At 42.8% G+C, this 19,964-nt stretch carries 6 protein-coding genes; 4 read left to right on the top strand and 2 right to left on the bottom strand.

Annotation, left to right across the window (positions count from 1 at the left end):
* The first annotated feature begins 731 nt into the window (after positions 1-731).
* From PHW04_11875 to PHW04_11860, 4 genes are read left to right on the top strand one after another with little or no spacing between them, the layout of a single operon-like run.
* Positions 732-1,466 (top strand): hypothetical protein, encoded by a 735-nt coding sequence (locus tag PHW04_11875; GenBank protein ID MDD2716579.1) that lies wholly within the window; start codon positions 732-734, stop codon positions 1,464-1,466.
* Between the two features lie 20 nt (positions 1,467-1,486).
* Complete coding sequence (locus PHW04_11870) at positions 1,487-2,233, top strand: hypothetical protein (GenBank protein MDD2716578.1); 747 nt, start codon at positions 1,487-1,489, stop codon at positions 2,231-2,233.
* Entirely contained in the window at positions 2,230-3,642 is a 1,413-nt protein-coding gene (locus PHW04_11865) for a DEAD/DEAH box helicase (protein ID MDD2716577.1), read from the top strand. Before PHW04_11870 ends, PHW04_11865 begins: the two co-directional genes overlap by 4 nt.
* A 43-nt stretch (positions 3,643-3,685) precedes the next feature.
* On the top strand, positions 3,686-3,910 hold the full coding sequence (locus tag PHW04_11860) for a hypothetical protein (GenBank protein ID MDD2716576.1): 225 nt from the start codon (positions 3,686-3,688) through the stop codon (positions 3,908-3,910).
* Between the two features lie 180 nt (positions 3,911-4,090).
* Here the strand turns inward: PHW04_11860 and PHW04_11855 are convergent, their stop codons facing one another.
* Both PHW04_11855 and PHW04_11850 read right to left on the bottom strand, forming a co-directional pair.
* A complete protein-coding gene (locus tag PHW04_11855; GenBank protein MDD2716575.1) occupies positions 4,091-13,969 on the bottom strand; it encodes an SUMF1/EgtB/PvdO family nonheme iron enzyme in 9,879 nt (3,292 codons plus the stop codon).
* Between the two features lie 134 nt (positions 13,970-14,103).
* Positions 14,104-19,953: a M6 family metalloprotease domain-containing protein gene (locus tag PHW04_11850; protein ID MDD2716574.1), complete on the bottom strand. Its 5,850-nt coding sequence runs from the start codon at positions 19,951-19,953 to the stop codon at positions 14,104-14,106.
* Positions 19,954-19,964: the final 11 nt, after the last annotated feature.

Below are 19,964 nucleotides of genomic sequence, written 5' to 3'. Positions count from 1 at the left end.
CAGGAGATACTTCAGCCTGGAGTCAATGGAACTGATTAAGGGCTTGTATTGCAAGGAATTGAGGGCTGCTTAGGTTGACAGGAGTAGCCGATGGAAATTTACACCACTTGACGGGACGTAGCTAAATGATGTGTGAGTAGAGGTAAACTTTTCGTTTTGTATAGTCATGGAAACCATAAAAGCAAATAACGGTTTTTGAAAAAACACTATGTTGAAAGACAACACAATACAGCTTATGAAATTATTAGTTGATAATTGACAAGCTTAAAAGCCGCACAGAGACCACTTATCGTCATAATGAATATTAACGGACGTTAAGATTGAGAAATCAAATACCCATAAAAAAATAATAACAAGTCATCTTGATTTTAATGGTTCATACAGAAATCAATACTCCTTAGCAGTTTATCAGTATCTTTACATTGAGTTATAAACTCAGCGTCATTCATGGTTCTTTGAGGAATACTTACATTGCCTTTTCTTACTGCAACATGTCCAAATTCACCCATGGCTCAAATCGTCCAATGAGGTTGTAGCAATCCTTGAAGTCTTATCTCCCACATCCACCCTGTTGGAGCTGTAATGACGCGTCTTTGTGTTATCTGAAGAGTCCATCGGGGATCACATATGTAGATTTGTTGAATTGAATTATGTCTTTCTGTATCATAGGTAAAAGCACTAAAATTCATGCTAGATGTTCAAACATTATCTATCTACAAACGGGAGGCTACATGAAACTCATTATGAAAAAGGTGGCAGCTATAATTTTACTCCTTTCGTTTTTATGCAATATTAGCTATGCTGAAAATGAATCACTTAAATCTCTTCTCGGTAAATGCAACGAAAGCGAATTGAAGCAACTGACCGACATAGTTGGTGGTGACGCCACTTCAATAATTAGTAATCTTTCATGGGCCTACGGAAATGCTATAACAGGACCATATAGATCATTATTTGACTCAGAAGTGCCATATTCAACTATTCTACGGTCTGTTGCCAGAAGAATGAAAATAACAGTTTATGATTACTGGGATGACAAAACAATAGAAGGGAAAATTTTTGAAAATTACCTTGAAGCAATGTGGTCAGGACTCACAGCAGAACAAAAGCAACAAGTCCTAGATAACATAGCTAAAGAACTAAAAGACAAAGGGGTTGATCCATCAAAAATTAAGGGTTTAGTAGCATCAACATCCATTTCTGCGTTAATATTCACTGTAACATCATTGGGATTTACACCGTATATAGCTCTTACCACATTTATCCACGCAATAGGAGTAGTGATTGGAGTTACTTTTCCATTTGTTGTCTATACTTCTGCAACCTATCTTCTTTCTGTCTTAACAGGCCCAGTGGGGTGGGGGTTGGCAATTGCCGCAGGAGTATGGTATTTTTTTAACACCAACTATACTACATTAACCAAATTTACTATTGCAAAGCATGTTATTGAATTATCCAAATCGTAACAGTATTTTTAGGAGGAAGAGTGAAAAAAAAACCTAAAAAGATACTTGTGATAATTTTTCTTGTTTGCTTTGTTTATGATGTTTTTGGTGCTACCAATGAAAGTTTTAAGTCATTTTTGTTTAAATGTAATGAGAACGAACTAAAACAGTTAGCTGATGAAAATATTCTAAATTGTGATCCAACTGTCAGTTCCATAATCAACAAATTAAAATGGGCTTACGGAAATGCAATTACAGGTCCATTCAGATACTTATATGAATATGACGTCTCATATTCAGAAATTTTAAAATCAGTCGCTAAAAGAATGAAGATAGAAGTTGATGAAAAGTGGGATGAAAGTATGTTAGAAGCAAAAATCTTTGATGGTTATCTGGATGCAATGTGGTCAGGGCTCTCCGCCGAGCAAAAACAGCAAGTATTAAAAAATATCGCTGCAGAAATAAAAAGTAAAGGTATTGACCCCAAAGATTTAGCAGGTTTGTTCACAAGCGGATCAATTTCAGCCATAATTCTGTATATCACTTCACTTGGTTTTGAGCCATTTCTAGCACTATCTACAACTATCCATGCAATAGGAGTCGTAATTGGAATTACTTTTCCATTTGTCATCTACACTTCAGCAGCCCATCTTCTCTCTGTACTAACTGGTCCTGTTGGGTGGGGAATAGCAATAACTGCAGGCCTTTGGTATGTATTAAACACTGATTACACTACTCTTACGAAATTTATAATTGCAAAGCATGTGATTGGTATAGCTGGCAAGTGAACTATCCGCTGTATCCTTTTCAGAGTAGTTTTATAAACCGTTTTGTTGAGGAAAAATCAATTATACTCTCACATCCAATGGGAACTGGCAAGACAAGAACGGCGATTGAATGTTTTTTGCGATTAAAAAGAGACAACAAAGTAGATAGAGCTCTAGTTCTAACTACAGCATCCTTGATAGCTAATTTTATTGATAACATTAAGTTATTTTGCCCTCAAATCTCTTATAAAATTATTAATCGCAGCAGTTCTCATGAGCTAGGCCCTGACTTTAATTTAATTTCCTTTAGTTATTTTGTTAAACATTTCAGCAAATTTGATTTTAGTTCATCAAATTTTCTAATCATCGATGAATTTCACCATAGTAAAAACGAAGATACAAAAACTTCAGAGATGTTAAAAAAAATACGTACCGGATTTGAATACTTCCTTCCTTTAACAGGAACCCCATTTCAAAATAACGTGAAAGAATTTATTAATTTAGTTGAGATAGTTTCAAATAAAAATCTTTTCCCTTTGATTGAGAGAGAATTTCAGAGGAAATGGGATTATAGAGATTCGAATTTTCTTAAAAGATTTTATTATGTTGTTGTTAAAAAGAAACCTCTGTATGGCCAAATCATAGGTATAAAAAAACCTGGTAGATTTAGAGATCTAGTAAGTAGATATTATGATTTTGTAGATTTAGAAAAATTGCCAAGTTATCCTAAATTAACTGAAGAAAATTGCGAAATTACACTAGACCAATTTACTCAAAAAAAATACGATGTCTCTCTATCTAGATTAAAAAAGCATTTAAACTATCTTGATGATGAAGAAGATAACGAACGAAAACTGATTCGATCAATAAATAAACTTCAATACTGCAGGCAAACAATACTGAATCCTTTGTATTCTGATAACAAGTACTATTTATCACCTAAAGTAGCTCAATTGATCGCAGATCTTAAAAAAGTAATTTTAGATGATGATAATCGGTGTTTAATTTACTCGAACTTTGTAAATGCTGGAGTAAATACAATTTCATACTTTTTAACAAAAGAAAGCATTGAACATGAAGTGTTTATTGGTGACACTTCAAAAGAAAAAAGAGCTAATGTATTAAAGGACTTTAAATCTGGTAAAAATAGAGTCGTTGTCTTTTCAAACGTTGGTGGAGAAGGATTAGATTTGCCTCAAGCAAATAAAATATTTATCATTGATCCCCACTTTAATCCTTCAATAGAATCTCAGATGCTATCGAGAGCAAGGCGAATAAATTCTAACTGGAAAGAAATCTGTGTAAAAAGATATCTTGCAAAATGTATTAATAATTCCGATACAATCGATCAAAAAATATTTAGGATTTCCGAAAAAAAGAAATCCATTAACAATTTAATTTCAGACACCATTCGAGGAAAATCTTGTTAAATTACATGTTACTTAGATTTCCATAAAATATGTGGAGGAAAAAATGAGCAAAGAAAGCAATCTTAGTAAGGCTGCAAAAGTTGGTGCTGCTGGAGCTGCGGGTGCAGCGGTTGGCGTGGCAACAGTTGAAGCGGCTGGTTTGACCGCAGCGGGTATGGTTGGTTCAGCCAGTGGAATAGGTTCAGCAGCTGGACCTATTGGAGCTGCCGCAGGAGCCGTTATTGGTGTAGCTGCTTGGGGTATTTACAAAATATTTTCTAGTAAATAGCCAAACCTCTTTCAGAGTACCCTCTGAACTTTGGCTGAAGGCCAGACACGCCTCAAGGATGCAGTTCAAGGTGGCCATCGGTCAACACCTATCACCCAATGTATCGGACGCTAACAAAAGAATACTCTAAATAGCATTTCAGATGAGTTAAAAAACACCAGCCAAGTACGAAGTTTAAAACTATGGGCTAAGAATTAATCGCAATCCGTTGTCCATTGGTTTGTGATCAGAATAATCGCGGTCACGATAAGCAGAGCGGCATAAATAGCCAAAGTAGCCATAGTACCATGATCCGCCTCTTAATATTCGGTAGTACTCACTCAAAGGCCCTTGCGGGTCATCAGTTGGAGAACTTGAATAATAACTCGAAGAATGCCAGTCCTGGCACCATTCACAAACATTTCCGCTCATATCATACAACCCCCAAGCATTGGGCAGCTTTAAACCCACATCATGAGTCTGAGAATTACAATTCGATGAATCCCATAGGTAATTCACATCTACAGTATCACCCCAATAATAAGAATTCAGGCTCCCTGCTCTGCAAGCGTATTCCCACTCAGCTTCTGATGGTAACCTGAAGGTGCCTAATGACAAACTGTTAAGTGTTGTTATGAAAGTCTGACAATCATCCCAGGAAACTTGCTCTACTGGTCGATTGCCTGTATTCAGATATCCATTGTACTCTTGAAACCAACTTGGGTTGCTTCCAGTGATTGCCTGCCACTGTGCTTGAGTAACTTCATATTTGCCGAGGTAATAACCCTGAGTAATGTTCACAGTGTGTTGCGGTCCTTCATCTGAAACGCGGTCAGGTTCAGATTCTGGACTGCCCATAGCGAAGTTACCCGCTGGTACCCAAATGAAATCCATGGTTACATCGGTGGGCAGGGTGATTGTCTTGATTTCACCTGTCGGATGCGTTTCGCCATTCACAGTTACGCTCAGGTCTACTGTCTTCGTCACTCCATTTTCTGTGTAACTAGCAGTCAACACTGCACTGCCCGCACTGGAACTCGCAGTATAAGTGCTCCCATTCACAGTTCCTCCCCCGGATTTAACGCTCCACGTTCCAGTGACTTCCGCTGTGCTGCTGTCAGAGTATGCAGCAGTAACCTTGATGCAATTCAAGACATATGCAGCATTAGGTCCTAACAACCTTGTAGATAAATTGATAGTTATGCCGGACAGTTGTTTGAATACAGTGATGCTCAATTCAGAAGTTCTGGTCACTTCATTTTCAGTGTAGCTGCAAGTCAGTACTGCGCTGCCTGCCATGCTGCCAGCGTTGTAAGTGCTCTCGCTTATGCTGCCAATTCCGCTGATTTTGCTCCAGGTTTCCCCTGTAACTTCTGTTGTCGAGGAATCCGAATAATGTGTAGTCACGACTACATTGCTCAAATCATATGAACCGTTTGTATATACGTTGATGGTAGAAGGATTAATACTGATGGTAGATAGGGTTTTTACTACAGTTACTGCAAAATCAGCAGTCTTGGTAATGCCACCTTCTGTATAGGTGCAAGTCAATACAGCACTGCCTGTATTGGAACTAGCGCTATAGGTACTGTCACTTACACTGCCAACTCCGCTGGTTTTGCTCCAGGTTACATTGGTAACACTAACAGTTGAGGAGTCCGAATAATGGGCTGTAACTGTGACATCTGATAAGTTGTAAGTGCCACTCGTAACTACATTGACCGAAGAAGGGCCTATGTTGATGCTGGAAAGAGTCTTGGTTTGAGTAATCGGGTTGACGACTAGCCGCACCCCGTCGCTACTGTCACAATAACTGTTACTAAGACTATTACGAGTCGCAGAGCGACAGTAAACGAAATAGTCATGGTTGTACCACGAGCCGCCACGCAATACTAAGCTTGAACCGGTAGTTGGACCCGTCGGATCATCCGCAATAGAACTTGAATATGATCCAAACCAGTCGCTGCACCATTCCCATACATTCCCGCTCATGTCAAATAGACCCCAAGGGTTTGGGAGCTTTAAACCTACATCATGAGTCTGGGAGCTGCTATTGTCATAATACCACATGTAATTCCCATCAACACTTTCTCCCCAATAATATAATGTTGTGCTCCCTGCACGACAAGCGAATTCCCATTCCGCTTCTGTCGGAAGTCTGAATGTGCCAATCCCCTTTCCATTCAATGCCGTAATAAATGACTGGCAATTGCTCCAGGTTACTCTCTCAACAGGGCGATTGGGATTGCCGGAAAAACCACTAGGATTACTACCCATTACTGCCTGCCACTGCGCTTGAGTAACTTCATACTTACCCATCCAAAACCCATGGGTGATGTTTACCGTGTGCTGCGGACCTTCTTCATAACTCCTGTACGGTTCGGAATTTGGGCTACCCATCGTAAAGTTACCTGCAGGAATCCAGACAAAATCCATTGTCACTTCACCGGTCAGGGTTAATGTTTTACATTCCCGTACAGATATACCAAGTTCAGCAGTTTTAGTAACTTCACCATCAATGTAAGAGCACATTAAAACTGCTGAACCTGCATCTAGACCTGCGGTGTATGTGGTTCCATTCACAGTTCCTACTCCGGATTTCACGATCCATGTCCCAGTCACTTCCTCTGTGCTGCAGTCCGGATAAATCACTATATCTTTTATACTGTTTAGGTTATAAGTTGACCCGGTCATTACTACTAATGAAGTTATACAGAGAGAAAGGCCAGATAGAGTAACATTCATTTCTGCAGTTCGAGTCACTCCATTATCGGCGTAACTGCAAGTCAGTATCGCATAACCTGCATTGGGACCAGCGGTATAAGTGTTCCCATATACAGTGCCTATCCCTGATTTCACTTTCCATGTACCGCAGACTTCTACTGTGTAGTTACCCATGTATACTGCAGTAATCTTGATATTGTTCAAGTCATATACCGAACCAGTCGGTAAAACCATTGAAGATGGGCTGAGAGTTATGTTAGACAAGGAGTTCTGAACACATGCTAAACGTATGCCTACATCCGTGTAGCCACAGTCTGGTGGTTCGGAATCGCGGCTAGCTGACCGTGAACAGTTTATTCCTTGGTACCAGCTGCCTCCGCGATGTATCCGAGATTCACCTGTAGTTGGTCCTTGTGGGTCAACAGCAGTTGAACTTGAATAGTCTATCCATCTTTGTCCATGTAACGTACTATACGGGCATCTGTCCTGGCATCTTTCCCAGACATTTCCGCTCATATCAAATAGACCCCAAGAATTAGGTAGCTTTAAACCTACATCATGGGTCTGGGAATTGCTGTTTCCGTTGTACCACATGTAATTTCCATCAGCATTATCCCCCCAATAATAAGCTGTGGTACTCCCAGCTCTGCAAGCATACTCCCATTCTGCTTCAGTCGGTAGGATGAAGGTGCTGATATCCATATTATTAAGTTTAGAAATAAAGGGCTGGCAGTCATTCCAACCAATCTCCACTGGTCTCTGGTCACCCTTAAAACCACTTGGGTTATTTCCCATTATAGCCTGCCACTGACCTTGGGTGACTTCATATTTTCCCAACCAGAAGCCTTGTGTGATATTAACAGTGTGCTGAGGGCCTTCATTAATACTTCTGTTTGGTTCTGAATCCGGACTGCCCATTGTGAAGCTTCCGGCAGGAATCCAGTTGAATTTCATGGTCACTTCGCCAGTCAAAGTCACAGTTTTACTTGTACCTGGAGTGGGGCTGACCCACACAGCAACATTAAGATATGCAGTTTTAGTCACTCCATTTTCTGTATAATTGGTTTTCAAAATAACACTGCCTGTATCTACTGTAGCAGTATAGATGCTGCCAGAGATTGAGCCGCCACCTGAACTTTTACTCCAGATTTCACCTGTGACTTCTCTGCTACTTCCATCTGAATAATCCGCAAACACCTTGATGTTAGACAAATCATAGAAATGTCCAGTGTCCAAATAGATTAAAGTTGGTTTGAGTGTAATAAAAATCATCGTCCCTACTGATACGTGGAAATCAGTAGTTTTAGTCACTCCACCTTCTGAGTACCTTGCAGTCAACACAACACTTCCTGGGTCAGTATTTGCTATGAAATTGTTTCCTGATATTGAGCCGTTGCCTGAACTTCTACTCCAAATTTCACTCGTAACCTCTTTGCTACTTCCATCCGAGAAATTTGCAAATACTTTGATGTCAGCTAAATTAAAAGAACTGCCTATGTTCAGATAAATCGTGGTAGGTGTAAGAGCAATGGAAGTCATAGTTACAACTGAAATCACGAGATCGACAGTTTTAGTTACTTCATTTTCAGTGTAACTTGCTGTTAATACTACACTACCATTATCAGGTGGAGAAGTATAAAGACTACCTTCGATTGTGCCAGGTACAGAGGTTGTATATACATACCCTTTTACACTCCATGTTTCACCATTGACTTCTTTGCTGTTCCCGTTCGCGTATGTCGCAAGCAATTGGATGCCAGACAGATTATAAGTGCTGCCTGTTGTCACACAGATTGAGGATGGCTTGAGAGTAATAGAAGTAAGAGGACAAACCACCACTGTTACTGAGAAATCAGCAGTCTTGGTAATTCCACCTTCAGTGTAGCTGCATGTCAGCACTGAGCTACCTGTATTGGAACCAGCGCTATAGGTTCTCCCATTTATGCTACCCACTCCACTGGTTCTGCTCCAGGTTGCATTGTTGACATTGGCTGTTGTGGAGTCCGAATAATGTGCCGTCACGACCACATTGCTCAAATCATACGAACTGCTTGTGTATAAATTGACAGAAGAAGGGCTAATACTGATGCTTGAAAGAGTCTTAACTACAGTCACTGAGAAATCCGCAGTCTTGGTAATCCCATTTTCTGTATAGCTGCATGTCAACACAGCGCTGCCTAAGCTTGTTCCGGCATTGTAAGTGCTCCCACTCATACTGCCTACTCCACTGGTTTTGCTCCAGGTTTCACCCGTGATTTCTGCTGTCGTGGAATCTGAATAATGCGCTGTTAAAATCACATTGTTAAGGTTGTATGAACCATTGGTGTTCACGGAAATGGATGAAGGAGCCAAACTGATGCTGGAAAGAGTTTTTATCACTGTCACTGTGAAATCTGCAGTCTTTGTGACTCCACCTTCAGTAAAGCTGCAAGTTAACACAGCAGTGCCAACGCTTGTTCCCGCGTTGTATGTGCTACTACTTACACTTCCCACACCACTAGTTCTGATCCAAGTTAGGTTATTTACTGCGTTTGTACTGTTGTCCGAATAGTATGCTGTAACTGAGACATTGGATAAATTATACGTGCCATTGGTGCTCACAGTTGCAAAGGCCGGACTTATGCTGATGCTGGTAAGAGGGACGAACTCAGGCATCTGGTTCAGCGTTACTGCAAGGATTCGCAAGCCAAGATCTGAGTAGGAATGATCAGGAGGCATGGCGTGTCGAAGTGCTGATCGGCAATAAGGGTCGCTAGGGTACCAACTGCCGCCCCGATGAACACGTGATGGGCCAGTTGTTGGGCCTTGTGGATCTGTCACCGTGGAGTTTGAATAATCACCAGATCCGTTTTGACCCAATTCCCAAATATTTGCGCTTAGATCTTGACACCACTCCCAGACATTACCGTTCATATCGCATAGACCCCATGCGTTGGGAAACTTCAAACCAACATCATGGGTTTGTGAACCACTGTTAGCGGGATACCACATGTAATTCCCATCAACACTGCTTCCCCAGTAATGTGCTGTCGATGTCCCTGCTCTGCAGGCGTATTCCCATTCCGCTTCAGTAGGCAACCTAAAGGTTCCATAGCCTTTGTTGTTCAGCGTTGCAATGAATGATTGGCATACGTTCCAGGATACATATTCTACTGGCCGATTACTTGAATTTGGGTAGTTTGCCCCCTGAAACCCACTGGGATTTCTGCCGGTAATTGCTTGCCATTGAGCTTGAGTAACTTCGTACTTCCCCAACCAGAAGCCTTGCGAGATGTTCACAGTATGCTGCGGCCCTTCGTTGATATTTCTGTATGGTTCTTCTTCAGGGCTACCCATGGCAAAACTTCCAGATGGAATCCAGATGAATTTCATTGTCACTTCCCCCGTTAGAGGTACTGTAATACACGCGCCTGGATTGGGGGTAATCCAGACAGCTACATTAAGAGATGCGGTTTTAATCACTCCATTTTCAGTATAATTGGCTGCCAAAATAACATTCCCGGTATCAATGGGAGCAGTATAAATACTACCCGAAATTGATCCATTGCCTGAGCTTATACACCATGTTTCATCTGTGATTTCTCTGCTGCTACCATTTGCATAAGTCGCAAACACTTGGATGCCAGACAGATTATAAGCACTACCCGTGGTAACATTGATCGAGGATGGCTTGAGAGTAATGGAGGTCAGAGGACAAACCACCACTACTATTGAAAAATCTGCAGTCTTGGTAACTCCACCTTCGGTATAAGTGCAAGTCAATACTGCACTGCCTGTATTGGAACCAGCGCTGTACATGTTACCACTCAAATTACCAAATCCGCTAGTTCTGCTCCAGGTTACACTTGTGACACTGGCTGTCGTGGAGTCAGAATAATGCGCTGTCACGGATAAATTGCTTAAGTCGTATGAGCAGTTTGTGTATACAGTGACAGACGAAGGATTTATGCTGATGCTGGAAATGGTTTTGACAACTGACAGCGAGAGGTCTGCAATCTTGGTAATTCCCTCTTCAGTGTAGCTGCATGTCAGCACTGCGGTACCCGTATTAGAACCAGCGTAGTATGTGTTGCTACTTACGCTACCCACTCCACTGGTTTTGCTCCAGGTAGATCCACTTAAACTAGCTGTGCTACTGTCTGAATAATGGGCTGTAACAGTCACATTACTCAAGTCATATGTACCGTTTGCGTATACAGTAATAGAAGCTGGATTTATGCTGATACTGGAAAGAGCCTTGACCACAGTAACAGTTAAATCTGCAGTCTTGGTCACATCTCCTTCGATGTAACTCGCTCTTAATGCGACAATGCTTCCAATATAATCTAGAGCGGTATACACATTATTTTCGACAGTACCTCCTGGCACTTTTGTTGTATACCAGACTTCTTCTGTAACTTCTCTGCTGCTTCCATTTGAGTATTCGGCGATTACCATGATAGTGGTCAAGTCATAATTACTGCCGGGATTCATATAGATCATGGTTGGTGTGATGGAAATGGAAGTAAGTTGATATTGACTTACAACCAAGACAGAAAGATCTATGGTCTTATTCAATCCACTTTCAGTGTAACTTGCCGTCAGCACTGCACTGCCTGGCGTGCTGCCCGCATAATAAGTGCTCCCACTCGCACTGCCTACTCCACTGGTTTTGCTCCAGGTTTCACCCGTGATTTCTGCTGTCGAGGAATTTGAATAATGCGCTGTTACAATCACATTGTTAAGGTTGTATGAACAATTGGTGTTCACAGAAATGGACGATGGGGTCAAGCTGATGCTGGTGAGAGTTATTGTTTCTGAAGTAGATTGGTGTTGTGCAGCATCTTGGCTGACGACCAGCCTTAAGCCCATGTCACCGGCGCGTCCAGTGGGATAATCGCTGTAACGAAATGTCGATCTGCAGATGCGGATACCACCGCCACCCCAGCTGCCACCTCGTATCACATGGCGTGAGCCTGTTGATGGCCCGGGCGGATCAATGGCAGGAGAGATATTATAGTAAGCTGCATCATACCAATCATTGCACCACTCCCAGACATTTCCACTCATGTCAAATAAACCCCAGGCGTTAGGCAACATTAGGCCTACATCATGGGTTTGTGAATTACTGTTGTCCCAATACCAGCAATAACTTCCGTCCATGGAGGGTCCCCAGTAATATGGAGTAGTGCTTCCTGCTCTGCAAGCGTATTCCCACTCAGCTTCTGTTGGTAATCTGAAAGTACCGATGTTTTTGCTGTTCAGCGCTGTAATGAAAGCCTGACAATCATTCCAGGTAACCTCTTCAACAGCCCGGTTTGGATAACCTGAAAAGTAACTTGGATTATTACCCGTCACTTCCTGCCACTGACGCTGAGTCACTTCGTACTTGCCAAGATAAAATCCCTGGGTAATATCCACAGCGTGTTGTGGTCCCTCATCACTGCTCCAGTTTTCCACTGAGTCTGGGCTGCCCATTGTGAAACTTCCTGCAGCTATCCATACAAAATCCATAACTGTCTCGCCGGTCAAAGCTAATGTAATGACCCCCAATGGTACAGGCTCTTCCAAAGGCCTATTATCCACTGTAAACATCCCTGATTCTCCAGCCCTACCGTCAGTGGTGCCGTCATTCGGCAGAAGTTTCACCCTCACTCTGGTCTGGAGATCAGCAAAATCGTTGTCAGAATTCCATGTAAGAGTCCTGGTGCCTGGCAAGCAGTTACTTGTCGCTCCATTGATTTGTACTGAGGCTGTGTAAGTGAAACCGTCGTCGAGCGAATAGAAGAGCATCACACTGCAGGTATCCCCGTCAGGATCAAACAGCATGTAATTCACACTGATTTCACCAGAAATTCCTGATACTTCTATACTCTCGATCACAGGGAGGTTGTTAGAGCCTGACAAGGCAGCATAACCTGCATCACATTCGCTGAGCAGGCTCGATTCTCCAGAATCATCGAATGCTTTGATCTTATAGTAATATTGAATACCTCCAAGTACAGCAAAATCGTCAAAAGTCGTTGACGGCCAGTTACTGGAAATTGCTGAATATGTGCCGACTGCAGAGCCTGAACGAAAAACTTGATACCCATAAGTTCCGCTGACAGCATTCCAGGTGACCCTCACCCTGTCTGAATAGATGCCGTCACTGGCGCTAACGTTGTTTGGAGCATATATATCCACTATTGTGGATGTATACCTAAGCAAACCCTGGTTCTGCATGTACATCCAGAACCCTAGGTTGGGGTACAGCTCTTTCAGTGTGCTGAAATCAATAACATCCGTGTTCATGAATGTATGAAATCCTTCCATTTCTCCATCATGAGGGAAACGGTAAAAGCCCATTATATATTTCACTTCTCCGCTAACTGCGGTACTTCCGAAAATCGAATCAATGGTAGTACCTGTCTGGCTCTGGTATGTGGGAAGAGCATTGGAAGAATCAAGCCAGTAACCCACCAGATTCCAACCCTGATTTATGTTTCTGGAATAATCGCTCCTGATTCTAGAGCCGCTCAACTGTAAAATATCATCGCCTGTCATGTACACCCAGTATCCATGATAAGGGTCCATGGTTGTAAGATTGCTGAACGATTTCATTGAGGGAAGGTTCATGAAAGTTCGGAATCCCTCCTGTCCTTCGTCTTCTGGGTTGCGGAAAAAGCCCATTACATATTTTAGGTTATTGATTCCAGCAAAAATTGCTTCAATTGAATCAGAAAAAGGTGTCAGCCCAAGACTTATTAAGTTCCATCCTGATTTGAGCGGAATTGTTCTAGTCACACCTGCAGCTGCTGTGATGTTCAATTCTGCAGTACCGAGATTAGTGAAATTGATGCTTCCTGAGGCATGGATTCCATTGATGAACAAGGAAATATTTTCCCCTTCGCTGCATCCTTCTACCTCCTCAGATGTTCCGGGATCATCGCCCAGAATTGAAAGCACGCCATATTTATTAAACACTTCCACAACATAGAGACCACATAACACATTCCGAGCACTTTTGGCACTAATTACGTCCCCTGGAATCACGGCTTCCAGAGTACCATCACCGTCGTGGTCGATTTCCGCTTTACCATATACATCCATATGGAGAGTGGACAACTTAAATGAAGGCAGGGACATAATCGTGAAGTCCAGGCCGCTGAGATTTCTATTGCTTACTGTAGCCTGGGTGGACCCTGGCCAATAGCCTCCTTTGTAGACTGTAACCGTGTAATCTCCTGGGTCAACATTAGTGAAGCTGTATGTTCCGCTGGCATTGGAATTGACTTCCTGTATGATCACACTCGATCGCCATAGCGTAACCCTGACTCCTGAAAGACCAGAGGTCGAACCTGAAACAGTCACTCCCGCAAATGCTGAAGTAATCAATATCGCCAGAATAAGAATGACTAAAGCTTTCGATATATTACACAAATCAGTCGCCTATATTTAAAATCGTTTTCGCCCCAATTGATTATACCGGATAGAGCTATGTTTTGTCAAATAACATCAGAACTCAGTCATCACTGTCCAAGGCCGTAAATGGTTGTTTCGATTGAGGCATTGCTGGTGATAATGGACAGGTTGAGGGCTATACTCGGGTTTGCAATCTTAATAATCTCATTCACCAGGACATCATTGGTCAGCCTGTTGAGGCCGCAGATATCACCGAAACCAGTAGCTACATTGGCAGTTGTGGCGCAGTTTAGGTCGCAATCTGAAAAACCAAACCGCATTGCCACAGTGGCCTGAGCCTCAGCAACTACCACTGGAGTAATAGTGGTAGCATTGAAGTTTGAACCGTCAAGTTTTGTGCCGATTTGACTGATCAATCCATCAATTGAGGTTTCATTTTTTAAGTCAGTGCCGGTCATTCCGGTACCTGTGTTTAGAAGATTCAAGGCTGCGATGGTTGTAGCTGGTGTCATGGAAACAATTTCACCATTATTGATGTGGGGCGCTACGTTCAACATCATCTTATTCACGCTGTTAAGCACATATTTGAAGATGTACACTCGGGGCAGGTTGTTGTAATCCGGGCTTGAGATGACACAGGCAGTAAAACGTCCGGTTGTGCTGTCCTGGAATGTCGGGTTGCCGTAAGCTATGTTCTGCCTGTGGCCAGTTTTATCCTGTATATAGCAATAGAATCCAGTTACATCAGTTTGGGTGAGAAAAGTGTTGTTGGCAATTCCACTGAAGTCTACTGTTTCAATTGTTCCATTGATTACTCTTATCTGTAGATCAGTACTTACATTCATACCGCTCTGATAAAAAGTCCCTGTTAGGATAGTAGTTCCTGATTCACTGGGTGCAGTAAAAGTATTACCATCAATTGCACCGCTTCCGCTTTTTATTTTCCAGTTAATGAAATGTAAGAGAGCCGAAGATCCATTGGCACAAGATGCATTTACCAAAATATTAGTCAGATCATAGGTCGAGTCTGCATTTAAATCTATTGAATTTGGTGTAAAGGAGATATTTTCCACAGGACTGTTATCACCAGAGTATTTAATAATTCCTGGATTGTTCATATAGAGCCAATAACCATGACATGCGTCCAGGTTTTTCAAAGTGGAGAAACTCATTGCCGAGTTATTCATAAATGTCCTGAAGCCTTCTGAACCACCATCGTCGGTAGTGCGATAAAATCCCATGATATATTTGCAGATGCCACTGATGGCGCTGTTATTATAGATTGAGTCAATTACTGTGCCGGTCTGAGTTTCCAAAGAAGGGAGTGCTCCGCTGGCATCGTTCCAATAGCCTACAAGGTTCCATCCAGAGCTTAGCTCACGAATAGTGTTTTTCCCGATCAATGCACCATCAACAGATAAAGTGGCTTCACCTGTCATATACACCCAATAGCCATGAAATCCATCCATTGTGGTCAGAGTACTAAAATTTTTTACGCTTTCGATGTTCATGTATGTTCTGAAACCCTCAGCACCATTATCCGCTGGGTTCCTGAAAAAACCCATCACATATTTCATCTCTGGAACATTACTGAAAATTACTTCAATCGATTGACTGGAAGGCTGCACGCCAAGCGAGATCAAATTCCATCCTGCTCTAAGTTGGACGGCTCCTGCTGCAATTAGGTCCTTACCAGCAGCGAGCTGATCCAGTTTATTAAAAGCCCTGTCCGCAAAAGTAGTAGTAATGGCTGTGCGGATGCGATTGATATAGAAATAGACGGTTTCACCATCAGTGAAGCCTTCATCAATCGAAGAAGTTGTAATGTCATCACCATAAATTGGCATTGAACCATATAATCCGGCTTCCTTTACTTGAAATAAACCACAGATCTGACCATTAATATCTCTGGCTTCAATCACATCTCCTGGTTCCGCCGATTCAGTCATTCCGTCTCCATCATGATCGATCAATGCCTCTCCGTAAGCAAACATGGCAATATTACTGATTGTCAGTGTGGGCAAAGCTATGAGTTCTATGTTTAAACTGGTTACTTCGCTCGATGTAATAGTCACTTCTGTTGTCCCCGGATAATAATCAGTTGCATAAACCATAAGAGTATAAGTTCCTCTTCCCAGGGTGAGGTTGTATGAGCCATTAGTTCCCAGGGTGGTTTCTGCGACTTTGAGACTTTTGTTCCATACAGTGACACGAGCAGAAGACACTCCGGAAACCTGGCCACTCAGGTTATATGCCAACTGTGGCTGGTTGTTAACCAAACCAAGCGAATAATAAGCGTACAAACCATCCACAGTGCCGTCATTGGCGCAAGCACGAATTTCCACGCTGTTCTGATCTGTTTTGAAATCAATAACTGAGTTCCAGATAAACAGGTGGCTGACTCCACTGGATGAGGAAGAAAGTTGATACTTGCTTTCGCCGGTGTCTCCCTTTGTGCAGTCATTCCAGGTGTCACCAGCATTCAGGGAAAATTGGACTTTAAAAGAACAGGGATCGGAGTTTGCATCGATTAATGAGTAGTTCAATCTGATGGCCCCGCTTGTACCGGAATGGTTGAGAGAAGCTATCTGAGGTGGAATGTTAGCTGTCACTTGCGGGATAGTGGCCTGAAAATTCATAGTATATGAATTGATCAGAGTATTACCGAAATTTTTGACCTGGACATAGTATGTTCCTGCAACCAGGCCAGCTCGCTGAATGCGGGAGTATTTTGTAACACCGTAATCATCATTCGATAGAATTGCAGGTGCTGATGTATTTGAATAGAGGAGAATAACGGTATCTCCACCGCTGTCTCCCGAAGTTTCCAATACTATATTGGAAGTTTCTGGAAGAACGATACGATACCAGTCTTCATCTGTTCCAGGCGTCAGTGAATGGTCAGTCTGGGGAGAACCGGATGAAAGTAAAGTAGTATGGGCACAATCGTTATCCGGTTCATATCTGTCGCCAACGGTAGTGATTCTGAGTTCAGCTGTCCTGGTGTACCCGCATTCTGAATATGTACAGAGCAAATTCGCTTCACCCGTCTGAAGAGGAGCTTGATAATAATCACCGTTGATACTTCCACCTCCGCTCTTAATCGACCAGATTTCCCCTGTCACGTTTCGTATAGTTGCATCATAATATGTGGCAGTAATCCTGACTTTACTCATATCATAACCTTGATTGATTCCAGCTAGGACTAATGTCGGAGAGAGAGTAATTCCCGAAACAGGCACGAAAATTTTAACTGGTAAATCAATAGTTCGCGTAATTCCGTTATCAGAATAAGTTCCTCTTAATAATGCACTCCCCTGAAAAGATAGGGCAGAGAACAATCCACCGCTGAGCATCCCGTTGCCGGAAATCTTTTCCCAGGTAGGAGTTACTTCTTGGGTACTCCCGTTAATGTAATGGGCGACCGATGTAAGTGTTGACATGACCATCACACTACTGATTTCTAAAGTCAGTTCAGTAACAGAAACAGATATAGAGGTCAATTTACGGATTATGGACACAGTGAAAGTTACACTGGTAGTATCTCCAAATTCAGTATGAATCAATGATAAGTATGTATATCCCGCGGAATATCCTGCTGTATATACGCCGTTTTCGATTGTTCCTTGACCTTGATGTATACTCCAGATTGGATTCAGCACTTCACCTGTAGTTCCATTAGTATAATGGGCAATCACTTCAATGCTTTCAAGAAACAAGGGGTCTCCAGCATACATTATGTAGGAGGAAGGATTGAATGAAAATGAAGATAATGCTCTTTTAACATTAATAACCAGATTCGTGCTGTTTGTCACACCGTTTTCAGTATATGTGCAGGATAATTCCACTGTCCCAGATGCTGTCGGAGCAGTGAAATTGCTTCCGTTGATTGAACCTCCTCCGCTCTTCACACTCCAGATCCCATTAACATTTCTGCTCACTCCATTCTCATAATGAGCTGTAGGCACAATATTCCCCAAATTCAAGTTGCTCCCAGTGAAAGTTTCCAGAGTGTTACTGGAAAGCGTGATCGAGGAAATCGGTAGAACTGGAACATTCACTGAAAGGATAGCAGTTACAGTTTCGCTGCTCTCGGTGTAGCTGCAGTTGAGCTCTACAGTACCGGCAGTGTTGGGATCGGCAATGTATTTACCATCATTTATATTTCCGCTGCCTGAAATGATGCTCCAGAGTTCACTGGTCGTGGTCTTTGACGAACCAGAGATGTAGTGGACGGTTACTTCAATACTTTCAAGGTTCAGTATTCTTTCTGTGGAGACTGTTTCAATGGTTGGATTGAATGTAATCGAGGAGAGTAGTGATAATCCAGGGGAGATACTGAAATCAGAGATCTTTGTGTATCCACTGGATGTTTCTTTATAGGAACAGGTGAGTACTGCGGTTTCAGCATTTGTGGATGATGTATATGTGTTCCCACTCAAACTACCATTGCCCGATTTCACTTTCCATGTGCCAGCCACATTTCCAGTGGTACTATCGGAATACACTGCAGTCATTGTGACTGCGCTAAGATTATATATGGCTCCGTAACTGACTATGGCGCTAGCTGGATTCAGAGTGATCCTTGCAATGGCTTTGGGGCCGCTGTAATTGTTGGTGAAATTGATGCTCGACCCGCTCGTCTGGATGGAACTGAGCGAAACATAGGAGCTGATGGCATAGAAAGAGGAGCTGTTAGCGCCTGAACTGGGCAGCGTAGTGTTGAAAACTGTTTTATTGAGGCTGCCTGGAAATACGTCGGCTGCAGTGCCTTCGTCCCCTCCCATTCCAAGGTGGCTTCCGCTGGTCCAGTCACCTTCGACGATTGATATACCGTAGTGGCTTGAATTACTGTTAATTCCGCTGTCCCACTGGGTAGCCAGGATCTGTTCGTCAACATGCCAGACAAGCATCCCTTTTCCAGGGGTGCCTGAGTCGTAACCTGTCTGCTGCCTGTTTTCCAGCAGGAAATATTCTGTACCAGTGATAGCAGCTCTGAAAACAGGATCAGTCGTTGATTCGATCGGAGTAAGCGAAAAACTGCCAGCCCAGGCGCTGATGTCTGTCAGGTCACACCAGCCCAGGAAATACCTGCACCAGGCGCTGAGATAAGCCGGACTACTGCCGTCATTGGTACTTATTCCGTTCCAGGCTCCTCCGTCCATCAGGCACCATCTGCCGACAACTGAATTCCCGTTGGTTGTGTTATACAGGTCAGGGAGGCCCAGGTCATGCCCGAATTCATGGCACAGAATTCCGACCGGAGAGCTTTGCGCCTGCATGGTGTAATTCTGGGCTTTGAAACCCGTAGAAATTATCTCCCCTTGCGGTCCGCTTGGATTCTGGATTTCCCAACGGTTAGACCAGATGTCGCTGGCATTCCGGGTAGCTTCTTGGGCATTGCCTGAATGCACGATCATCAGATGGTCCAGTATCCCATCATTGTTTTTATCCAGCAGACTTTTATTGAAGCTGTAACTTTGTGCCTTGAGTTTATCGATAGCCTCTCTGGCCAGTTCATAGATATTGCCGTTATAATCGTCGGTATTGCTTACGCTATCCGCAGCATACCAGGCATACGTGTGGGACGAAGTGACTATCGGGGCGTTCACAAATGTGACCTGCAGCTTGCCATGGGAAACAGCGTCATAGTAAGCAACAAAACTAGTTTCCTTCTGATTCAGATCCTGGATGATTGTATCTGTCATGAGCTTGTCCGTAAATCCGAAAGGCACCACCAGGATCACGCATTCTCCTGTCTGAGGGGCCTGGGATGCGAAGGCATTCATTTTCGGGGCATGATTAGGGAATTTCAAAGGAGCACGTTTAGTTCTCAGCTCGCTATGGTAAAATTCAGGATAGGCGTCAGGATTGGGGGGTGCCAGAAAATTATCTGCAAAAAGAGGAAAATAAAATACTAACAAGAATATCAGTGACAACCTAAAAACCAAACTCATACTTCCCTCCT

It is taken from the genome of Candidatus Wallbacteria bacterium, assembly GCA_028687545.1.
GTDB lineage: Bacteria > Muiribacteriota > JAQTZZ01 > JAQTZZ01 > JAQTZZ01 > JAQTZZ01.
Note: the sequence above shows the minus strand (reverse complement) of the source record. Positions and strands in the feature narration are given on the sequence as shown.